Annotated in this window: 16 protein-coding genes; 8 read left to right on the forward strand and 8 right to left on the reverse strand. The window is 30.1% G+C overall.

The window, feature by feature from the left end:
• Positions 1-63: 63 nt before the first annotated feature.
• The 8 genes from sufD to DS884_RS03870 form a co-directional block, all read right to left on the reverse strand.
• Entirely contained in the window at positions 64-1,377 is a 1,314-nt protein-coding gene (gene sufD / locus DS884_RS03835; protein ID WP_093869996.1) for a Fe-S cluster assembly protein SufD, read from the reverse strand.
• A 51-nt stretch (positions 1,378-1,428) separates the two neighbouring features.
• Complete coding sequence (sufC, locus tag DS884_RS03840; protein ID WP_093869997.1) at positions 1,429-2,181, reverse strand: Fe-S cluster assembly ATPase SufC; 753 nt, start codon at positions 2,179-2,181, stop codon at positions 1,429-1,431.
• Positions 2,182-2,273: 92 nt separating this feature from the next.
• Positions 2,274-3,722, reverse strand: coding sequence for a Fe-S cluster assembly protein SufB (gene sufB, locus DS884_RS03845; RefSeq protein ID WP_093869998.1), 1,449 nt, complete (start codon positions 3,720-3,722; stop codon positions 2,274-2,276).
• A gap of 27 nt (positions 3,723-3,749) precedes the next feature.
• Positions 3,750-4,079, reverse strand: a complete 330-nt coding sequence (locus DS884_RS03850) for a HesB/IscA family protein (protein WP_093869999.1) — start codon at positions 4,077-4,079, stop codon at positions 3,750-3,752.
• 118 nt (positions 4,080-4,197) lie between these two features.
• On the reverse strand, positions 4,198-5,253 hold the full coding sequence (locus tag DS884_RS03855; RefSeq protein WP_199488182.1) for a cytochrome-c peroxidase: 1,056 nt from the start codon (positions 5,251-5,253) through the stop codon (positions 4,198-4,200).
• Between the two features lie 6 nt (positions 5,254-5,259).
• Positions 5,260-6,015: an MbnP family protein gene (locus DS884_RS03860; RefSeq protein WP_113785860.1), complete on the reverse strand. Its 756-nt coding sequence runs from the start codon at positions 6,013-6,015 to the stop codon at positions 5,260-5,262.
• A 4-nt stretch (positions 6,016-6,019) separates the two neighbouring features.
• Positions 6,020-7,345: a hypothetical protein gene (locus DS884_RS03865; protein ID WP_233487102.1), complete on the reverse strand. Its 1,326-nt coding sequence runs from the start codon at positions 7,343-7,345 to the stop codon at positions 6,020-6,022.
• Between the two features lie 6 nt (positions 7,346-7,351).
• On the reverse strand, positions 7,352-8,815 hold the full coding sequence (locus DS884_RS03870; protein WP_113785861.1) for a choice-of-anchor B family protein: 1,464 nt from the start codon (positions 8,813-8,815) through the stop codon (positions 7,352-7,354).
• A 161-nt stretch (positions 8,816-8,976) separates the two neighbouring features.
• On the opposite strand from DS884_RS03870, the gene thiL reads away from it, so the two are divergent.
• The 8 genes from thiL (at position 8,977) to DS884_RS03910 (ending at position 15,452) form a co-directional block, all read left to right on the forward strand.
• Positions 8,977-10,023, forward strand: a complete 1,047-nt coding sequence (gene thiL / locus DS884_RS03875; protein ID WP_113785862.1) for a thiamine-phosphate kinase — start codon at positions 8,977-8,979, stop codon at positions 10,021-10,023.
• 236 nt (positions 10,024-10,259) lie between these two features.
• Complete coding sequence (gene lysM, locus DS884_RS03880; protein ID WP_093870003.1) at positions 10,260-10,730, forward strand: peptidoglycan-binding protein LysM; 471 nt, start codon at positions 10,260-10,262, stop codon at positions 10,728-10,730.
• Positions 10,731-10,856: 126 nt separating this feature from the next.
• On the forward strand, positions 10,857-11,756 hold the full coding sequence (locus DS884_RS03885; RefSeq protein WP_093870004.1) for a DMT family transporter: 900 nt from the start codon (positions 10,857-10,859) through the stop codon (positions 11,754-11,756).
• 31 nt (positions 11,757-11,787) lie between these two features.
• Positions 11,788-12,654 (forward strand): YicC/YloC family endoribonuclease, encoded by an 867-nt coding sequence (locus DS884_RS03890; RefSeq protein WP_233487103.1) that lies wholly within the window; start codon positions 11,788-11,790, stop codon positions 12,652-12,654.
• Between the two features lie 2 nt (positions 12,655-12,656).
• The gene (gene gmk, locus DS884_RS03895; RefSeq protein WP_093870006.1) at positions 12,657-13,256 is read left to right on the forward strand and encodes a guanylate kinase; all 600 of its coding nucleotides are present in this window, start codon (positions 12,657-12,659) and stop codon (positions 13,254-13,256) included.
• An 11-nt stretch (positions 13,257-13,267) separates the two neighbouring features.
• Positions 13,268-13,876: a nicotinate (nicotinamide) nucleotide adenylyltransferase gene (nadD, locus tag DS884_RS03900; RefSeq protein WP_113785864.1), complete on the forward strand. Its 609-nt coding sequence runs from the start codon at positions 13,268-13,270 to the stop codon at positions 13,874-13,876.
• A 45-nt stretch (positions 13,877-13,921) separates the two neighbouring features.
• Positions 13,922-14,770 carry a hypothetical protein gene (locus tag DS884_RS03905; protein ID WP_113785865.1) on the forward strand — a complete coding sequence of 283 codons (849 nt, stop codon included), beginning with the start codon at positions 13,922-13,924 and terminating at the stop codon, positions 14,768-14,770.
• Between the two features lie 118 nt (positions 14,771-14,888).
• The gene (locus DS884_RS03910) at positions 14,889-15,452 is read left to right on the forward strand and encodes an RNA polymerase sigma factor (RefSeq protein WP_093870009.1); all 564 of its coding nucleotides are present in this window, start codon (positions 14,889-14,891) and stop codon (positions 15,450-15,452) included.
• Positions 15,453-15,458: the final 6 nt, after the last annotated feature.

The raw sequence follows: 15,458 nt of genomic DNA on the forward strand, positions 1-15,458 counted from the left end.
CTAACAAAAAAAATAGCTCAGAAATATTTCTGAGCTATTTTTATTATAATAGTAAAGAATTGATTATAAATCGAATCCTATGTTAACTCCTAGTTTGTTGGCAATAAGCTTGTTAATTCTCTTTTTAACTTCTGGTATTTTTACGCTTTCTAAAACAGTGTTGGCAAAAGCATACATTAATAAAGCTTGGGCTTCTTTTTTAGGAATCCCTCTTTGCTGCATGTAAAATAATGCTTGGTCATCAAGTTGACCTATAGTACATCCATGAGAACACTTTACATCATCAGCAAATATTTCTAATTGAGGTTTTGCATTAATGGTAGCTTTATCACTGATAAGTACATTGTTGTTTTGTTGGTAAGCGTTCGTTTTTTGAGCTTCTTTCTCTACAACAACTTTTCCATTGAAAACTCCAGTAGAGCGCTCTCCAAAGATACCTTTGTAATCTTGATGACTTTCACAGTTAGGTTCTATATGATGAACTAATGTATGATGGTCAACATGTTGTTTTCCTTCTATAATTGTAATTCCTTTTAATATAGAATCTATTCGCTCTCCCTTTTGGTAAAAATTAAGATTATTTCTTGTAATATTACCTCCAAATGAAAATGTGTGAACAGAACAAACGCTTTCTTTTTGTTGCTCAATATAAGTGTTGTCAACTAAAGAAGCATTAATGTTGTCGTTTTGTATTTTGTAGTAATCTACAGTAGCATGAACATCTGTGTAGATTTCAGTAACAGAATTTGTTAAAACTGCATTGTCTGTTAAACTTTGATGGCGTTCAATTATTTGAACATGCGCATTATTTTCTACAACAACTAAGTTACGAGGCTGTAACATAGTTGCATTTTCTTTACCAGTGGTAAAGTTAATAATTTGAATAGGTTTTTCAACTTCAACACCTCTTGGTATGTGTATAAAAGCTCCTTCGTTAGCAAAAGCAGTATTTAAAGATGTTAAATTATCTTGTTTAGCTATTTTATTGAAATAATTTTCAATTATAGGTTTGTACTTACTTTTTGTAAAGGCAGCAGATAATAAACAAATATCCATTCCATCATGAGTTGTGTTTGATAAAAATGAACTGTATTTACCATCTATAAAAACAACAGCATAGCTATCAATTTCATGTATGAAATACTTCTTTACATCAGCTAATTCAATTGCTATGTCATTATCTGGGAAAAGACTATAGTCTTCTTTTAAAACTGAATTTAAAGATGTGTATTTCCAAGCTTCTAATTTTTTAGAAGGGAAGCCTAAGTCTTCAAAGTTTTGTAAAGCTTTTGTGCGAATATCATGAATATCAGAATTGATATTGATTCCGTTTTCAAAAGCTACATATGATGATATTAATTTTTCTTTCAACTCCATTGTTGTTAGTTTAAAAGTGTATAAGTTTAAAAAGTTATTCTTTTAAACTTCTTAACTATTTACCTCTTCCTTAATCCAATCATAACCTTTAGCTTCTAATTCTAAAGCTAAAGAAGCATCACCAGATTTAACAATTTTTCCATTGTGTAAAACGTGTACAAAATCTGGTACGATATAATCTAATAAACGTTGGTAGTGCGTAATTACAATTACAGCATTGTCTTTAGATTTTAATTTATTTACACCATTTGCTACAATACGTAAAGCATCAATATCTAAACCAGAATCAGTTTCATCTAAAATAGCTAGTTTAGGCTCTAACATAGCCATTTGAAATATTTCATTACGCTTCTTTTCTCCTCCAGAAAAACCTTCGTTTAAAGAGCGCGATAAAAATTTACGGTCTATTTCTAATAATTCAGATTTTTCACGAATCATTTTAAGCATATCTTTAGCAGGCATTTCTTCTAAGCCTTTTGCTTTACGAGATTCGTTTATAGCTGTTTTAATAAAATTAGTTACGGTAACACCAGGTATTTCTACTGGATATTGAAAAGATAAAAACACACCGTTATGAGCTCTTTCTTCTGGAGCTAGTTCGCTAATGTCTTCACCATTTAATTCAATAGTTCCGTTAGTAACGTCATATTCTTCTTTACCTGCAACAATGTTTGCAAAAGTACTTTTACCAGCACCATTTGGCCCCATTATAGCATGAACTTCACCAGCTTTTATTTCTAAATTTAGCCCTTTTAAAATAGCTTTATCCTCTATCTGTGCGTGTAAATTTTCTATTTTTAACATCTTAATATTTATGCTGTTTGCTTTTGGTTTTTAAACCACAAGCGTGTGATTTTTACAATTAATATATTATATGGAATTAATTTTATTGGAATTTATCCAACACTTCCTTCTAGTGAAATCTCTAATAATTTTTGAGCTTCAACAGCAAATTCCATAGGAAGTTTGTTTAAAACTTCTTTACTAAATCCATTAACAATTAAAGCGATTGCCTTTTCAGTGTCAATACCTCTTTGATTACAATAAAACAATTGATCTTCTCCAATTTTACTTGTAGTAGCTTCATGTTCTATTTGAGCTGATTTGTTTTTTACTTCAATGTAAGGGAATGTATGTGCACCACATTCATTACCCATTAATAAAGAATCACATTGAGAGAAATTACGTGCGTTTTCAGCTCTAGAATTTATTTGAACTAAACCTCTATAGCTATTCTGAGATTTTCCTGCAGAAATACCTTTAGATATAATTGTAGATTTAGTGTTTTTTCCTAAATGAATCATCTTAGTACCAGTATCGGCTTGTTGATGATTGTTAGTTACTGCAATTGAATAAAACTCTCCTACTGAGTTGTTTCCTTTAAGAATACAACTAGGGTATTTCCATGTTACAGCAGAACCTGTTTCTACCTGAGTCCAAGAAATTTTTGCATTTGTTTCACACAAACCTCTTTTGGTAACAAAATTGTAAACTCCTCCTTTTCCTTCTGCATTACCAGGATACCAGTTTTGAACTGTAGAATATTTTATTTCGGCATCATCCATTGAAATTAATTCAACAACGGCTGCATGCAATTGGTTTTCATCTCTACTTGGAGCGGTACATCCTTCTAGGTAAGAAACATAACTTCCTTTGTCAGCAACAACTAAAGTTCTTTCGAATTGACCAGTACCTCCTTCATTAATTCTGAAATAGGTAGATAACTCCATTGGACAACGTACCCCTTTTGGAATGTAACAAAAAGAGCCATCAGAGAAAACAGCTGAATTTAAAGCTGCATAGAAATTATCTGTAGTTGGTACTACTGTTCCTAAATATTTTTTAACTAATTCAGGATGTTCTTGAATAGCTTCAGATATTGGCATGAAAATAATACCTTTTTCAGCTAAAGTTTCTTTGAAGGTAGTTGCAACAGATACAGAATCCATTACTATGTCAACAGCAACATTTGCTAACTTTTTTTGTTCATCAATAGAAATTCCTAAACGTTTAAAGGTGTCAAGTAATTCTGGATCAACCTCATCTAAACTATTTAATTTTGGTTTTTCTTTTGGTGCTGAATAATATGCTATTTCTTGGAAGTTTGGTTTTTCATAATGAACATTTGCCCATTCTGGTTCTTCCATTTGTTTCCAAACTCTAAAGGCTTCTAAACGCCATTCAGTCATCCATTCTGGTTCGTTTTTCTTTTTAGAAATTGCACGAACCACTTCTTCATTTAACCCTTTTGCAAAGGTTTCACTTTCTATATCTGTATAAAAACCATATTCATATTCTTTGGTTTTTAATTCTTCTCGTAAATCGTCTTCAGTGTATTTACTCATCAGTTCTAAGTTCTGTTTTCAATAAGTTTATAAAGAGAAACTTTCTCCACACCCACAAGTTCTATTGGCATTAGGATTGTTAAAAACAAAACCTTTACCATTTAAACCTCCTGAGTATTCTAAAGTTGTTCCAACTAAGTATAAAAAGCTTTTTTTATCAACAATAATTTTTACATTATTATCTTCAAAAACTTTATCGTCTTCTTGTTCTTTTTTGTCAAAAGTTAAATCGTATGATAAGCCTGAGCATCCTCCACTTTTTACGCCAACCCTAACAAAATCGCTAGTAGCGTCAAAGCCATCATCAGTCATTAGTTGAACAACTTTCTTTTTTGCTGTGTCTGAAACTTTTATCATAATTTAAAGTAGATTAAATCTAAATGAACTGCAAAGATAATCACAAAATATGATTTTTATCATTTTTTGAAACTAATATCATTTATAAGACTATAAAATTTGTTGATACTTTAAATAGTTATTCTTGAAATTTGGTGTTATTTATGAAGTCATAATCTGATAAGGATAATAAAAAAGCTTTTAAATCTGCTTTGTCTTTTTCAGTTAATTGAACGCCTCCTTTATCTACTTTTTTCATTAGAGGGTCAATTGTTGGCGATGATTTTAAGCCTTCTGAGTAATGATTAATAACTTCTTCTAAAGTAGAAAACCTTCCATCATGCATGTATGGAGCAGTAAAAGCTAAATTTCTTAGTGAAGGAGTTTTAAATTTACCATTATCGTTAGAGTCTCCAGTGACTTTTCCGAAACCTAAATCTGCAAAAACATTATCAAGGCCATTGTTATGAAATTTATTATCTGTCCAAAGTGGGTTGTTATTACTTCCATGACAGTGAAAACAATCTCCTTTATTTTCATCCATAAAAACATTGAATCCATTTAATTCTTCTGGAGTTAGTTGTGCTTTACCAAGTAGATGTTTATCGAACTTTGAGTTCGCAGAGATTAATGTTCTTTCAAATTGAGCAATTGCTTTAGTTACTAGTGTAGAATCAATTTTTGAAGTTCCAAATGCTTGTTTAAATAATATAGGATATTCGGAATGTTTTTGTAGTTTTTTTTCAACATCAGCCCAAATACTATGCATTTCTATGGGGTTTCTAACAGGTTCAAAGGCTTGTCTTTCTAAACTAAGCTCTTTTCCATCCCAAGTAAAACGATCATCAAAATTCCACGCTAAATTAAATAAAGGCATAGAATTTCTCTTGCCGAATACTCCATCTACCCCATCACTAAATCGAGTTTCATCACTAAATGCTTTTTGAGGATTATGACAACTGGCACAAGATTGTGTGTTGTTTTTAGATAAAAGTTTATCGAAAAATAATTTTTTACCTAAAGCAATTCCTTCCTCAGTTAAAGGGTTTGTTGAAGGAATTACTGGAGCGATTAGTTTTTGTTTAAGTATTTCTGGTATTTCTAATTCTGTAGGTTTAGGAATATATTCTTCTTCTTCATTTTTTGAAGAACAACTTATAAAAATTATAAAAAGAAATATACTTAGCTTCTTCATTTGATTTTATTGACTAACTCCTCCTAAACTAAATACATTTCGACCGTTGTCAGAAATCTGTTTTTGAGCTTCGAAATTACCCATTAACATTACGTTTAAAATATTTAAATCCCATTCATTTGGAACTTTAAACCATTGAGATATGTCCATGTTAATAGTAATAGTAGCATTGTTTTTTATAGATACAGTACCAAGTTCAACAACAAAAAAGGTGTCTTTACTTTCTTTTGTTGTTTGATCGTAAGCTTGAATTGCATGAAAGTTATATGGTTGAGGATTTCCATCTTTATCTGAATACTTCCCGTCAAGTTGCATAAAGTGATAACCACCATTTAGCATAGCAGGAACTTCCCAAGAAGCAGTGTTTAAATCTTTATATACACCATCTTTATTATCTTCAGTATTAAAACCAAAAGTAAAAGAAAGATTATAGGTTCCTTCAGATATTTTTTGTGATAATGCATGTGTTAAGTTGTCAGAGTCATCCAAATCTACTAGCTTATATCCATCAAAATTAATTTCTTTTTTATTTCCATCAGTAAGTGTAATTCTAGAAATCAAATAGCGTAAACGTTCTATGCTTTGTTTAACGCCTTTTGAATTTTCGAATTCTATTTTATTAAAATCACTTTTGGTTACATCAGTTCCCCCCCAATTATGAGTAAATTTAAGGTCAATAGAAACTTCCTTAATTGGTTCGTCATTATCAGAACTACAAGAAAAAAGGAATAAAGATAAAAATAGTATAGCGTAATTTTTCATTGGTTTATTTGTATTTTATTATAAGTAGGTCAGAAAAACCTTTGTTGTTTGTTATATCATTATTGTTACTAGAGCTTTCTCCAACTCCAACAATAGTTCCGTTATTGAGTTCAACTACATCATAGCAAAAATCTATTTCAGTACCTCCAATTGTTTTTTGCCATAATAAGCTTCCATCAGGAGAGATTTTTAAAATCCAAGCATCGTTTTGTCCTTTATTAGTAATACCATTGTCTGCGCTTCTTGAACTACCAGAAAGTAAGTAATTTCCATCGCTCATTTTTTTAATAGAATTTCCAACATCAAAGTTGTTCCCTCCAAAATTCTTTTGCCATACTAAACCTCCATTTGAGTTAATTTTAATAACCCAAAGATCTGCTCCTCCTTTATTATTTGTAACATCCTTGTCGGTGCTTCTTGTATTTCCAACAATTAAAAAATTATTATCATTGGTAGAAACAATGGCTTTAGCTTCATCAATTTCTGTACCTCCAAAGTTTTTATTCCAAAGAAGTTTTCCTTTTTTGTTAATTTTAATAACCCAAAAGTCATAAGAACCTTTATTGTTTGTTATATCAACATCACTACTGTCAGAAATTCCAGCTATAATGTACCCATCATCTGTTTTTACTATTCCATGTGGTGTATCAGTAAAAGTTCCGCCATAATATTTGCTCCATTCTATAGCACCAAGACTATTTAACTTTAAAGCCCACATGTCACCACCAGCATGTTGAATAGCAGAAGATTTAGAGTTTCCTAAACCTCCTGAAGAAGTGACGTCTAATTCGCCAGCAATTAAAAAACCATTATCATCGGTTTCAATAAGAGTAGTGCCAATGTCTTTGCCAATATATCCAAATGTTTTTTGCCATATGATAGTTCCAGTTGGGTTAAGTTTTACTAACCAAAAATCTCTATCTCCAGCATTGTTGGTGATGTCTATATCATTGCTTTTGGTGTAGCCTAAAATAGCATATCCTCCATCAGAAGTAGAAATAATTTTTTCACCTCTATCATCATTAGATCCCCCATATGTTTTTTTCCATTCTAATTTATCATCTGAAGAAAATTTAAGCACAGCATAATCAAAACTGGTATTGTTTTTCTGAGAGAAATCTATGTCGTTACTTTGAGTGTATCCTAAAATAGCATATCCTCCATCTGGTGTTTTAATGACAGATTTTGCAACTTCATTTTTAGAACCTCCTATAGTTTTTACAAAATCTAATTGTTCTAAAAAAGAAGTAGATTTAAATGTAATGCCTTCTTTAGTACAACCTAGAAGAACTATGAAGATTAAAATATATTTAAAAATATTTTTTACCAATTACAGTTATTTAAGAATTAGTTTTTTTGATGTTCTACCGTTTATTTTAACAAGATAAATGCCTTTCGCATTTTGGTTTATAGGTAGAACGAATTTTGTTTGATTAATATTTTTCTTAGAAAATATTTTTTTTCCTAAAATACTGTATACTTCAATTGATTTTATAGTGTTGTTTTGAGCAGTAATTATAGGAGAGGTATTAGTTGGGTTTGGATTTATTGAAAAACTACTTTCTTTTAAGTTTTCAGAATTTGAAGAAAGCGTTCCACTTTTTCGAATAACAAAAAGACCTCTATTAATGTCATTGATAATAATATTACCACTAGCAAAATAAGGGTATACGCTCCAAGCACCGTCAAAAGCTGTATTATCATCAGCAGGATAGGTATCAAAGTATCCTGTTTCAGTCATTGAATTTGTTGAAGCTGCTATATTGGTAATATCAAAAACTCTTAATCCAGCTCTATAGCTAGCCATATAAAATTCATTTCCTTTAACGTATCCGTTATGGTCAATAGCTTTTGAAGCTCCAAGATAGGTTGAAGATAATTTTGGAGCATCCAAATCTTGAAGGTCAAAAATTAAAGTTCTAGTGTTCATACCAAGATCTTTTTCATCTGTTTCATCACCAAGAATAAAAAATCGGTGATCATCAGTAAACCAACCTTGATGAGTATATCCAATTTGTGGGTAGTCTATATTTGAAATTTTTTTCACATTTGCTTTATCAGTAACATCTAAAATAACCACTTCATTTTCGTTACTACCTATGTAAATTTCTTTTCCTTTATATGGTGTGTCTGGTCCATTGTAGGTTACAACTTGAGCATCATGAGAATATCCGTCTGCAGTATAATTACCTAAATCTTTAGGGTTTTTAGGGTCTGAAATATCTACAAAAATTGGTCCACCACCATTAGTGCTTTTACAACCAACTAAATAAGCAACAGCTGTTGCTTCATTAATAACAATGTTATGACAACTACCTACTCCAGTATAAATTTTATCGGCGGTAAAATTTTGTGGTGTAGTAACGTTTCTTAATTTAGTTAAATCAAAAACCTGCATTCCATGATTACCAACATTATCAGCAACAATAAAAGCATGGTTATTGTATATTTTAACATCTCTCCAGTAATGACTGTTCGCATTAGAATCTAGTCTTCCTAAAAAAATAGGATTAACAGGGTCAGTAACGTCAACAAAAGCTGTACTATTGGTCATTGCTGCAATAGCATACTCTTTGTTGGTAGTAGAATCTGTCCATCCCCAAATATCACTTCCGTCCGGGGCATTTCCATTAACACTTTTATTACTGTTAGCCAAAGTTGATACAGGTATGTTTGATAGTAAATCAAAACCCTTACAAGGGTAATCGCCAGCTTTTCCACTAGAACAAGGTGTTTGCGAGTAGGAAACACTTGTAAAAAATATAATAGAAGAAAGTAAAAAAAGTATTTTTCTTATCATGATATAATTTTTGGATTAAGACAAATTTATGAAATATATAAAGATTATGTGTATAAGTTTAACAATTAAGTAAGTAAACACCCTAAGAGAAAAATTAAACCTTAAAAAAGGATGTTGTATAATTCTTGTTTAGTTTACATTCCTAGTAGTATCTTTGCAAGATGTTAGAAGATAAAAATCAAGAAAAAACGTCGTTGTCTGAACTAGGTGAGTTTGGCTTAATAAAACATTTAACAAAACACTTTTCATCATACCATAAAACAACAATTAAAAGTGTTGGAGATGATGCAGCTGTAATAGATTCATCTGAAAAACAAACAATAGTAACTACTGACTTATTAATCGAAGGAGTTCATTTTGATTTAAGTTACATGCCTTTAAAGCATTTAGGATACAAAGCAGTAATGGTTAACTTATCTGATGTATATGCAATGAATGCTGAAGCTGAGCAAATAACTGTATCTATAGCTATATCAAATAGGTTTCCATTGGAAGCTTTAGAAGAATTATATGCTGGAATTCAATTAGCTTGTAATACTTATAATGTTGATTTAATTGGAGGAGATACAACTTCATCTACAAAAGGGATGTTAATGTCAATCACAGCAATAGGTAAGGCTAATAAGGGAGATGTAATTTATAGAAGTGGAGCAAAACCTACTGATTTAGTAGTTGTTTCTGGTGATTTAGGTGGTGCGTATTTAGGATTACAAGTTTTAGAAAGAGAAAAACAAGTATTTCAAGTAAATCCAGAGAATCAACCTGATTTAGATAATTATACCTACATTATTGAAAGGCAATTAAAACCAGAAGCTCGTAAAGATATTCCTGAATTATTAAAAGAATTAGATGTTAAACCAACATCTATGATTGATATTTCAGACGGGCTATCTTCTGAAATAATGCATATTTGTACGCAAAGTAAAACGGGATGTAAATTATATGAAGAGAAATTACCTTTAGACCCTCAAGTAATTTCTACTTGCGAAGAGTTTGAAATTGATGCAACTATGGTAGCTCTTAGTGGTGGAGAAGATTATGAGTTGTTATTTACAATTTCAATAGATGATTATGATAAAATAAAAGGGAATCCTAATTTAAGTGTTATAGGTCATATTACAGAGGAGAATCAAGGTATGAATTTGGTAACAAGAGCAAATCAAGAAATAGAATTAAAAGCTCAAGGTTGGAATTCGTTTAAAGGATAAAAAAATAAGAAGTCGTTTTTAACGGCTTTTTTTATGCATTGATTTGTTGTAATGATTAAATTAAAAAGAAAACTTATTTAGTTGTTTTGATAAGAACTTATATCACTATCAAAAGTTGATTTATTTGTTATATAGTTGTAGATAGATATGAATTTTTTAATATTATTTTTTTGGTATAAAAATTGTATATTAGTCAAACGAAAATGAGTATTAATTAACAAAAAATCAAAAAAAGAATGGGAATTTTTTCATTTATTAAGAATGCCGGAGCTAAAGTTTTTGGAATCGGAAAAACAACAGAAGAGGAAGCTGCTGAAAAAGCTTCGAAATTAGTAGATGCTGTTAACGCTTTAGAATTATCTGTAACTGATTTATCAGTAGATATTGACGATGATAAAGCAACAATAAACGGTGAAGCTGCTGATTTAGCAACTAAAGAAAAAGTAGTTTTAGTAGTTGGTAATACTGAAGGTATTGCATCTGTTGAAGATAATATGACTGTTGCTGAAGTTGAAGAGATTAAGGAAGAGGATATGGCACAGTTTCATACTGTTGTTAGTGGTGACACTTTAGGGAAAATAGCGAAAACATTTTACGGAAACGCTATGAAATACCCAGTTATCTTTGAAGCAAACAAGCCAATGTTATCACATCCAGATAAAATTTATCCTGGACAAGTGTTAAGAATACCACCTTTAGTGGACTAATCAAAAGTTAATCAACCAAAGGAAAAAGCACTACACTATGTAGTGCTTTTTTTTGAAGTTATTTTAGATAAAAAAGAAGTGGAAAGTTGAATTTTATTCTCAATTTTGCACTTTATATTTTTACGTATGAATGGAAGAACTTTAGCTTTAATAGCTCTCTCTATAACTGCTTTAATTTATGGAATAACTTTTACTATAGCTAAAGAGGTAATGCCAAAACATATTTTACCTTACGGTTTTATAGTAGTAAGAATAGGAGGAGCAGCTATTTTTTTCTGGATAACAAGTTTGTTTATTAAACAACAGAAAATTGAGCGTGAAGATTATAAAAGAATAGCCGTTGCAGCTTTTTTTGGTGTTTGTTTAAATATGTTAACTTTTTTTAAAGGGTTAAGTTATACAACGCCTATTAGTGCATCAGCAATAATGGTAACCGCGCCAATATTGGTTCTAATTTTTTCTTCCATATTAATAAAAGAAAAGATAGTACCTATAAAAATACTAGGAGTTATTATAGGGTTAATAGGAGCAGTTATTCTAATAATTTATGGAAATACATCTAGTAAACATGGAAGTAATGTGGTTTTAGGCAACTTTTTAGTGTTTATAAATGCAGCTTCTTACGGTTTGTACCTAGTGCTAGTAAAAAAACTAATTAATAAATACAATCCGATAATTTTTGTTAGGTGGTTGTATCTCTTCGGTTTTATAATGGTATTGCCTTTCGGATTTACTGAGTTAATGAATATTGATTTTAATACAATGGACACATCGGTTTATTTAAAAATTGGGTATGTTGTGTTTTTTTCAACTTGTATTACTTATTTATTTAACCTTTTTGCATTAACAACATTAAAACCAACAACAGTAAGTGTGTTTATATATTTACAGCCAGTATTAGCTACAATGTTTGCTTTGTTTAGAGGAAGTGATAGCCTAAATGTTGTAAAAGTAATAGCAACGTTACTTATATTTTTAGGGGTTGCTTTAGTAACAAAACAAGTGCCAAAAACTACTAATAAATAAGTGTATCTTTGCACTTCATTAAATTGAAAATATGATACAGTCTATGACAGGATACGGTAAATCCGTATTGCAGTTACCTACCAAGAAAGTAACTATTGAAATAAAATCGCTTAACAGTAAAAATTTAGACTTAAATACTCGTATTCCATCTTACTACAAAGAAAAAGAGTTAACGGTAAGAAAAAAGTTAGCTAGTAGTTTGGTTAGAGGAAAGGTAGATTTTTCAATTTATGTAGAAATGACTGCTGATGAAACTTCAACAACTGTAAATAAAGGAGTTGTTAAAGAGTATATGGAGCAATTAAGAAATATTGTTCAAACAGGTTCAAGTGATGATGTAGAGTTGTTACAAATGGCAATAAAAATGCCAGATGCATTAAAAACTGAAAGAGAAGAATTAGATGTTGAAGAATGGAAACAAATAGAAGCTCATATTGAAGTTGCTGTAAAAGAAATTGTTCAATATAGAAAAGACGAAGCAAAATCATTAGAAGAAGATTTTCAACAAAGAATTGAAAATATAAAAACTGCTTTAGAAGAAGTTAAAAAGCTAGATGGTGATAGAATAGATCATGTAAAAGAAAGATTACAAAAAGCGTTAACTGATTTGAAGGTAGAAGTTGATGAAAATCGTTTTGAACAAGAACTTATTTATTATTTAGAGAAGCTAGATATCAATGAAGAAAAAGTGCGTTTAGCAAATCATTTAGATTATTTTTTACAACAATTAGCTACTGCTGACTCTAATGGAAAAAAATTAGGTTTTATTGTTCAAGAAATTGGAAGAGAAATAAATACTACAGGATCTAAAGCGAATTTTGCACCAATTCAAAAAATTGTGATCCAAATGAAAGATGAGTTAGAAAAAATTAAAGAGCAAATTTTAAACGTATTATAAAAATGGTGAAAGATTTTCAAGGTAAATTATTTGTGTTTTCAGCACCTTCAGGATCAGGAAAAACAACAATTGTACGTCATTTATTGGCTCAAGATAGGTTTAATTTAGAATTTTCTATTTCAGCAACCTCTCGTGAACCTAGAAGTAATGAGAAAGATGGAGTAGATTATTATTACATTTCATTAGCAGATTTTAAACAAAAAATTAAAAGTGAAGAGTTTTTAGAGTGGGAAGAAGTATATAGAGATAACTTTTATGGAACACTTAAAACAGAGGTAGAACGTATTTGGGCAAAAGGAAAGCATGTTATTTTTGATATAGATGTTGTAGGAGGACTTCGTATAAAAGAAAAATTTCCAGAACAAACATTAGCTGTATTTGTAAAACCACCAGATATTAATGAGCTTATTAGACGTTTAAAAAATAGAGGTGAAGAAAGTGAAGATAAAATTAACATGCGTGTAGCAAAAGCTTCTGTAGAACTAGCAACTGCACCTCAGTTTGATAAAATTATAAAAAACTACGATTTAGAAGTAGCATTACAAGATGCTGAAGATTTAGTAGATGAGTTTTTAGGTTTAAAAAAAACTACTAAGCATTAATATACTTATTTATGAGTAAAAAAGTAGGATTGTATTTTGGAACATTCAACCCTATACACATGGGGCATTTGGTTATAGCGAACCATATGGTTGAAAACTCTGACCTTGATGAAATATGGATGGTGGTAACACCTCATAATCCTTTTAAGAAAAAAAGTTCACTTTTAGATAATCACCATCGTTTAGAAATGGTGTACTTGGCAACTAAAGAGTATGATAAAATTAAACCGTCTGATATTGAATTTAGTTTGCCTCAACCTAATTATACAATTAACACTTTAACTCATATTTCTGATAAATATCCAGCACACTCATTTAGTATTATAATGGGTGAGGATAATTTGAAAAGTTTTCATAAGTGGAAAAACTATGAAGCTATTTTAGATGATTATAGTGTTTATGTTTATCCTAGAATATCAGAAGGGATTATTGAGACTCAGTTTGATAATCATATAAAAATTAATAGGGTAGAAGCTCCAATTGTTCAAATTTCTTCTACAATGATTCGAAATGCTATAAAGCTAGATAAATCAGTACGTCCACTCCTTTCTAATGAAGTATGGAAGTATATTGATGAGATGAATTTTTATAAAAAAAAAAATTTTTTTAAAACTTTTTAAAACTTCTTAGGTCAAAGAACTGATTAACATTAAAAATTAGTAATTATGACTTTAAGATTTGTAAAAAGAAATTTATGTTACCTTGCATTTTTAGGACTTTTAGTATTCACTTCATGTGAGTCAAATAGTAATGAAGAACTATTAAATAATGATTTAACAACCGAAGAAGCATTAAAAGTTGTTTTAGCAGATGATATATCATCAGATGTCGATGATGTTATTGAAGATGATTCTGTAGAAAGTGAGTTAGCGTCAAGAGGAACAACAACAACTAGTAATCATCCATCTTGTTTAGAAAGAACTGTTGAAAATACCACAAACGGTAAAATAGTAACTTTAGATTTTGGAGCTGGTTGTGAAGGGAAAAAAGGGCGAGTTTTTGCTGGGAAAATTATTATAGAATATGTTCGTGAAAATGATTCATTTTCTAAAACCGTATCATTTGAAAACTTCTCAGTTAATGGAAATGCTATTGAAGGAGGAATGTCGGCAACCAAAGTAAAAGAAAATACAAATGGTAATCCTGAGAGAACGCATACCGTTGATATTACAATTACATTAGAGTCAGGAGAAACTATTGTTAAAAAAGGAGAAAAAGTAAAAGAAAAAATAGCAGGTGCTGATACAAAAGATAGGGGAGATGATGTGTTTTTAATTTCAGGTTTTTGGGAGTCAGTTAATAAAAATGGTGATGCTAAAAAAGCACAAATCACAACTAGCTTAAGAAGAGAATATGCATGTAAATATATTGTTAGTGGTGTAGTTGAATTAACTAAAGGGACTAGCAAATATGTATTGGATTTTGGTGATGGTTCTTGTGATAATTTAGCAACAATTACTGATGAAGCTGGAAGGGTTAAAGAAATAACTTTGAAAAATAGAAAACGTAAATAGCAGCAGTTTAAAAGCCAAATTGAGATACTTAATTTGGCTTTTTAAAATAAATTAACTATTTTATTAAAACTTTTTTCCTTTTAAAGGGTCTAACAATCAACACTATTCTATAAGTACTATGAATGAAGCTAACTTTATAAAAGAACTATCAAGTAAAAAGTATAGAGATAGGGCTTTTACAAAATTATTAGATTTGTATCAGGAAAGATTGTATTGGCATATAAGGAAAATAGTAGGGACTCATGAAAATGCTGATGATGTTCTGCAAAATACTTTTATAAGAGTGTATAAAAGTTTGTCAAAATTTAAACAAGAAAGTTCTTTGCACACTTGGATGTATAGAATAGCTTATAATGAATCTATTCGGTTTTTAGAGAAAGAAAAAAAGAAAAGCTTTTCATCGTTACAAGAAGTAGATGATGCTTTTTTAAGTAATTTAAAAAGTGATGTGTTTTTTGATGGGGAACAAGCTCAAATAAAATTACATGAAATATTAAGTGTATTAACTGAAAACCAAAAAAGAGTTTTTCAGATGAAATATTATGATAATTTAAAGTTTAGGGAAATATCTAAGCTTTTGAAAATTAGTGAGAGTACAATTAAAACGCATTATTATGCAGTTGTAAAACACATAGAAAAAAACATTACTACTATTGAATATATAGAAAAAATTAAAGCATAGTTTGTA

Origin of the sequence: Tenacibaculum sp. E3R01, from assembly GCF_003318185.1 — a bacterium.
Classification (GTDB): domain Bacteria; phylum Bacteroidota; class Bacteroidia; order Flavobacteriales; family Flavobacteriaceae; genus Polaribacter; species Polaribacter halocynthiae.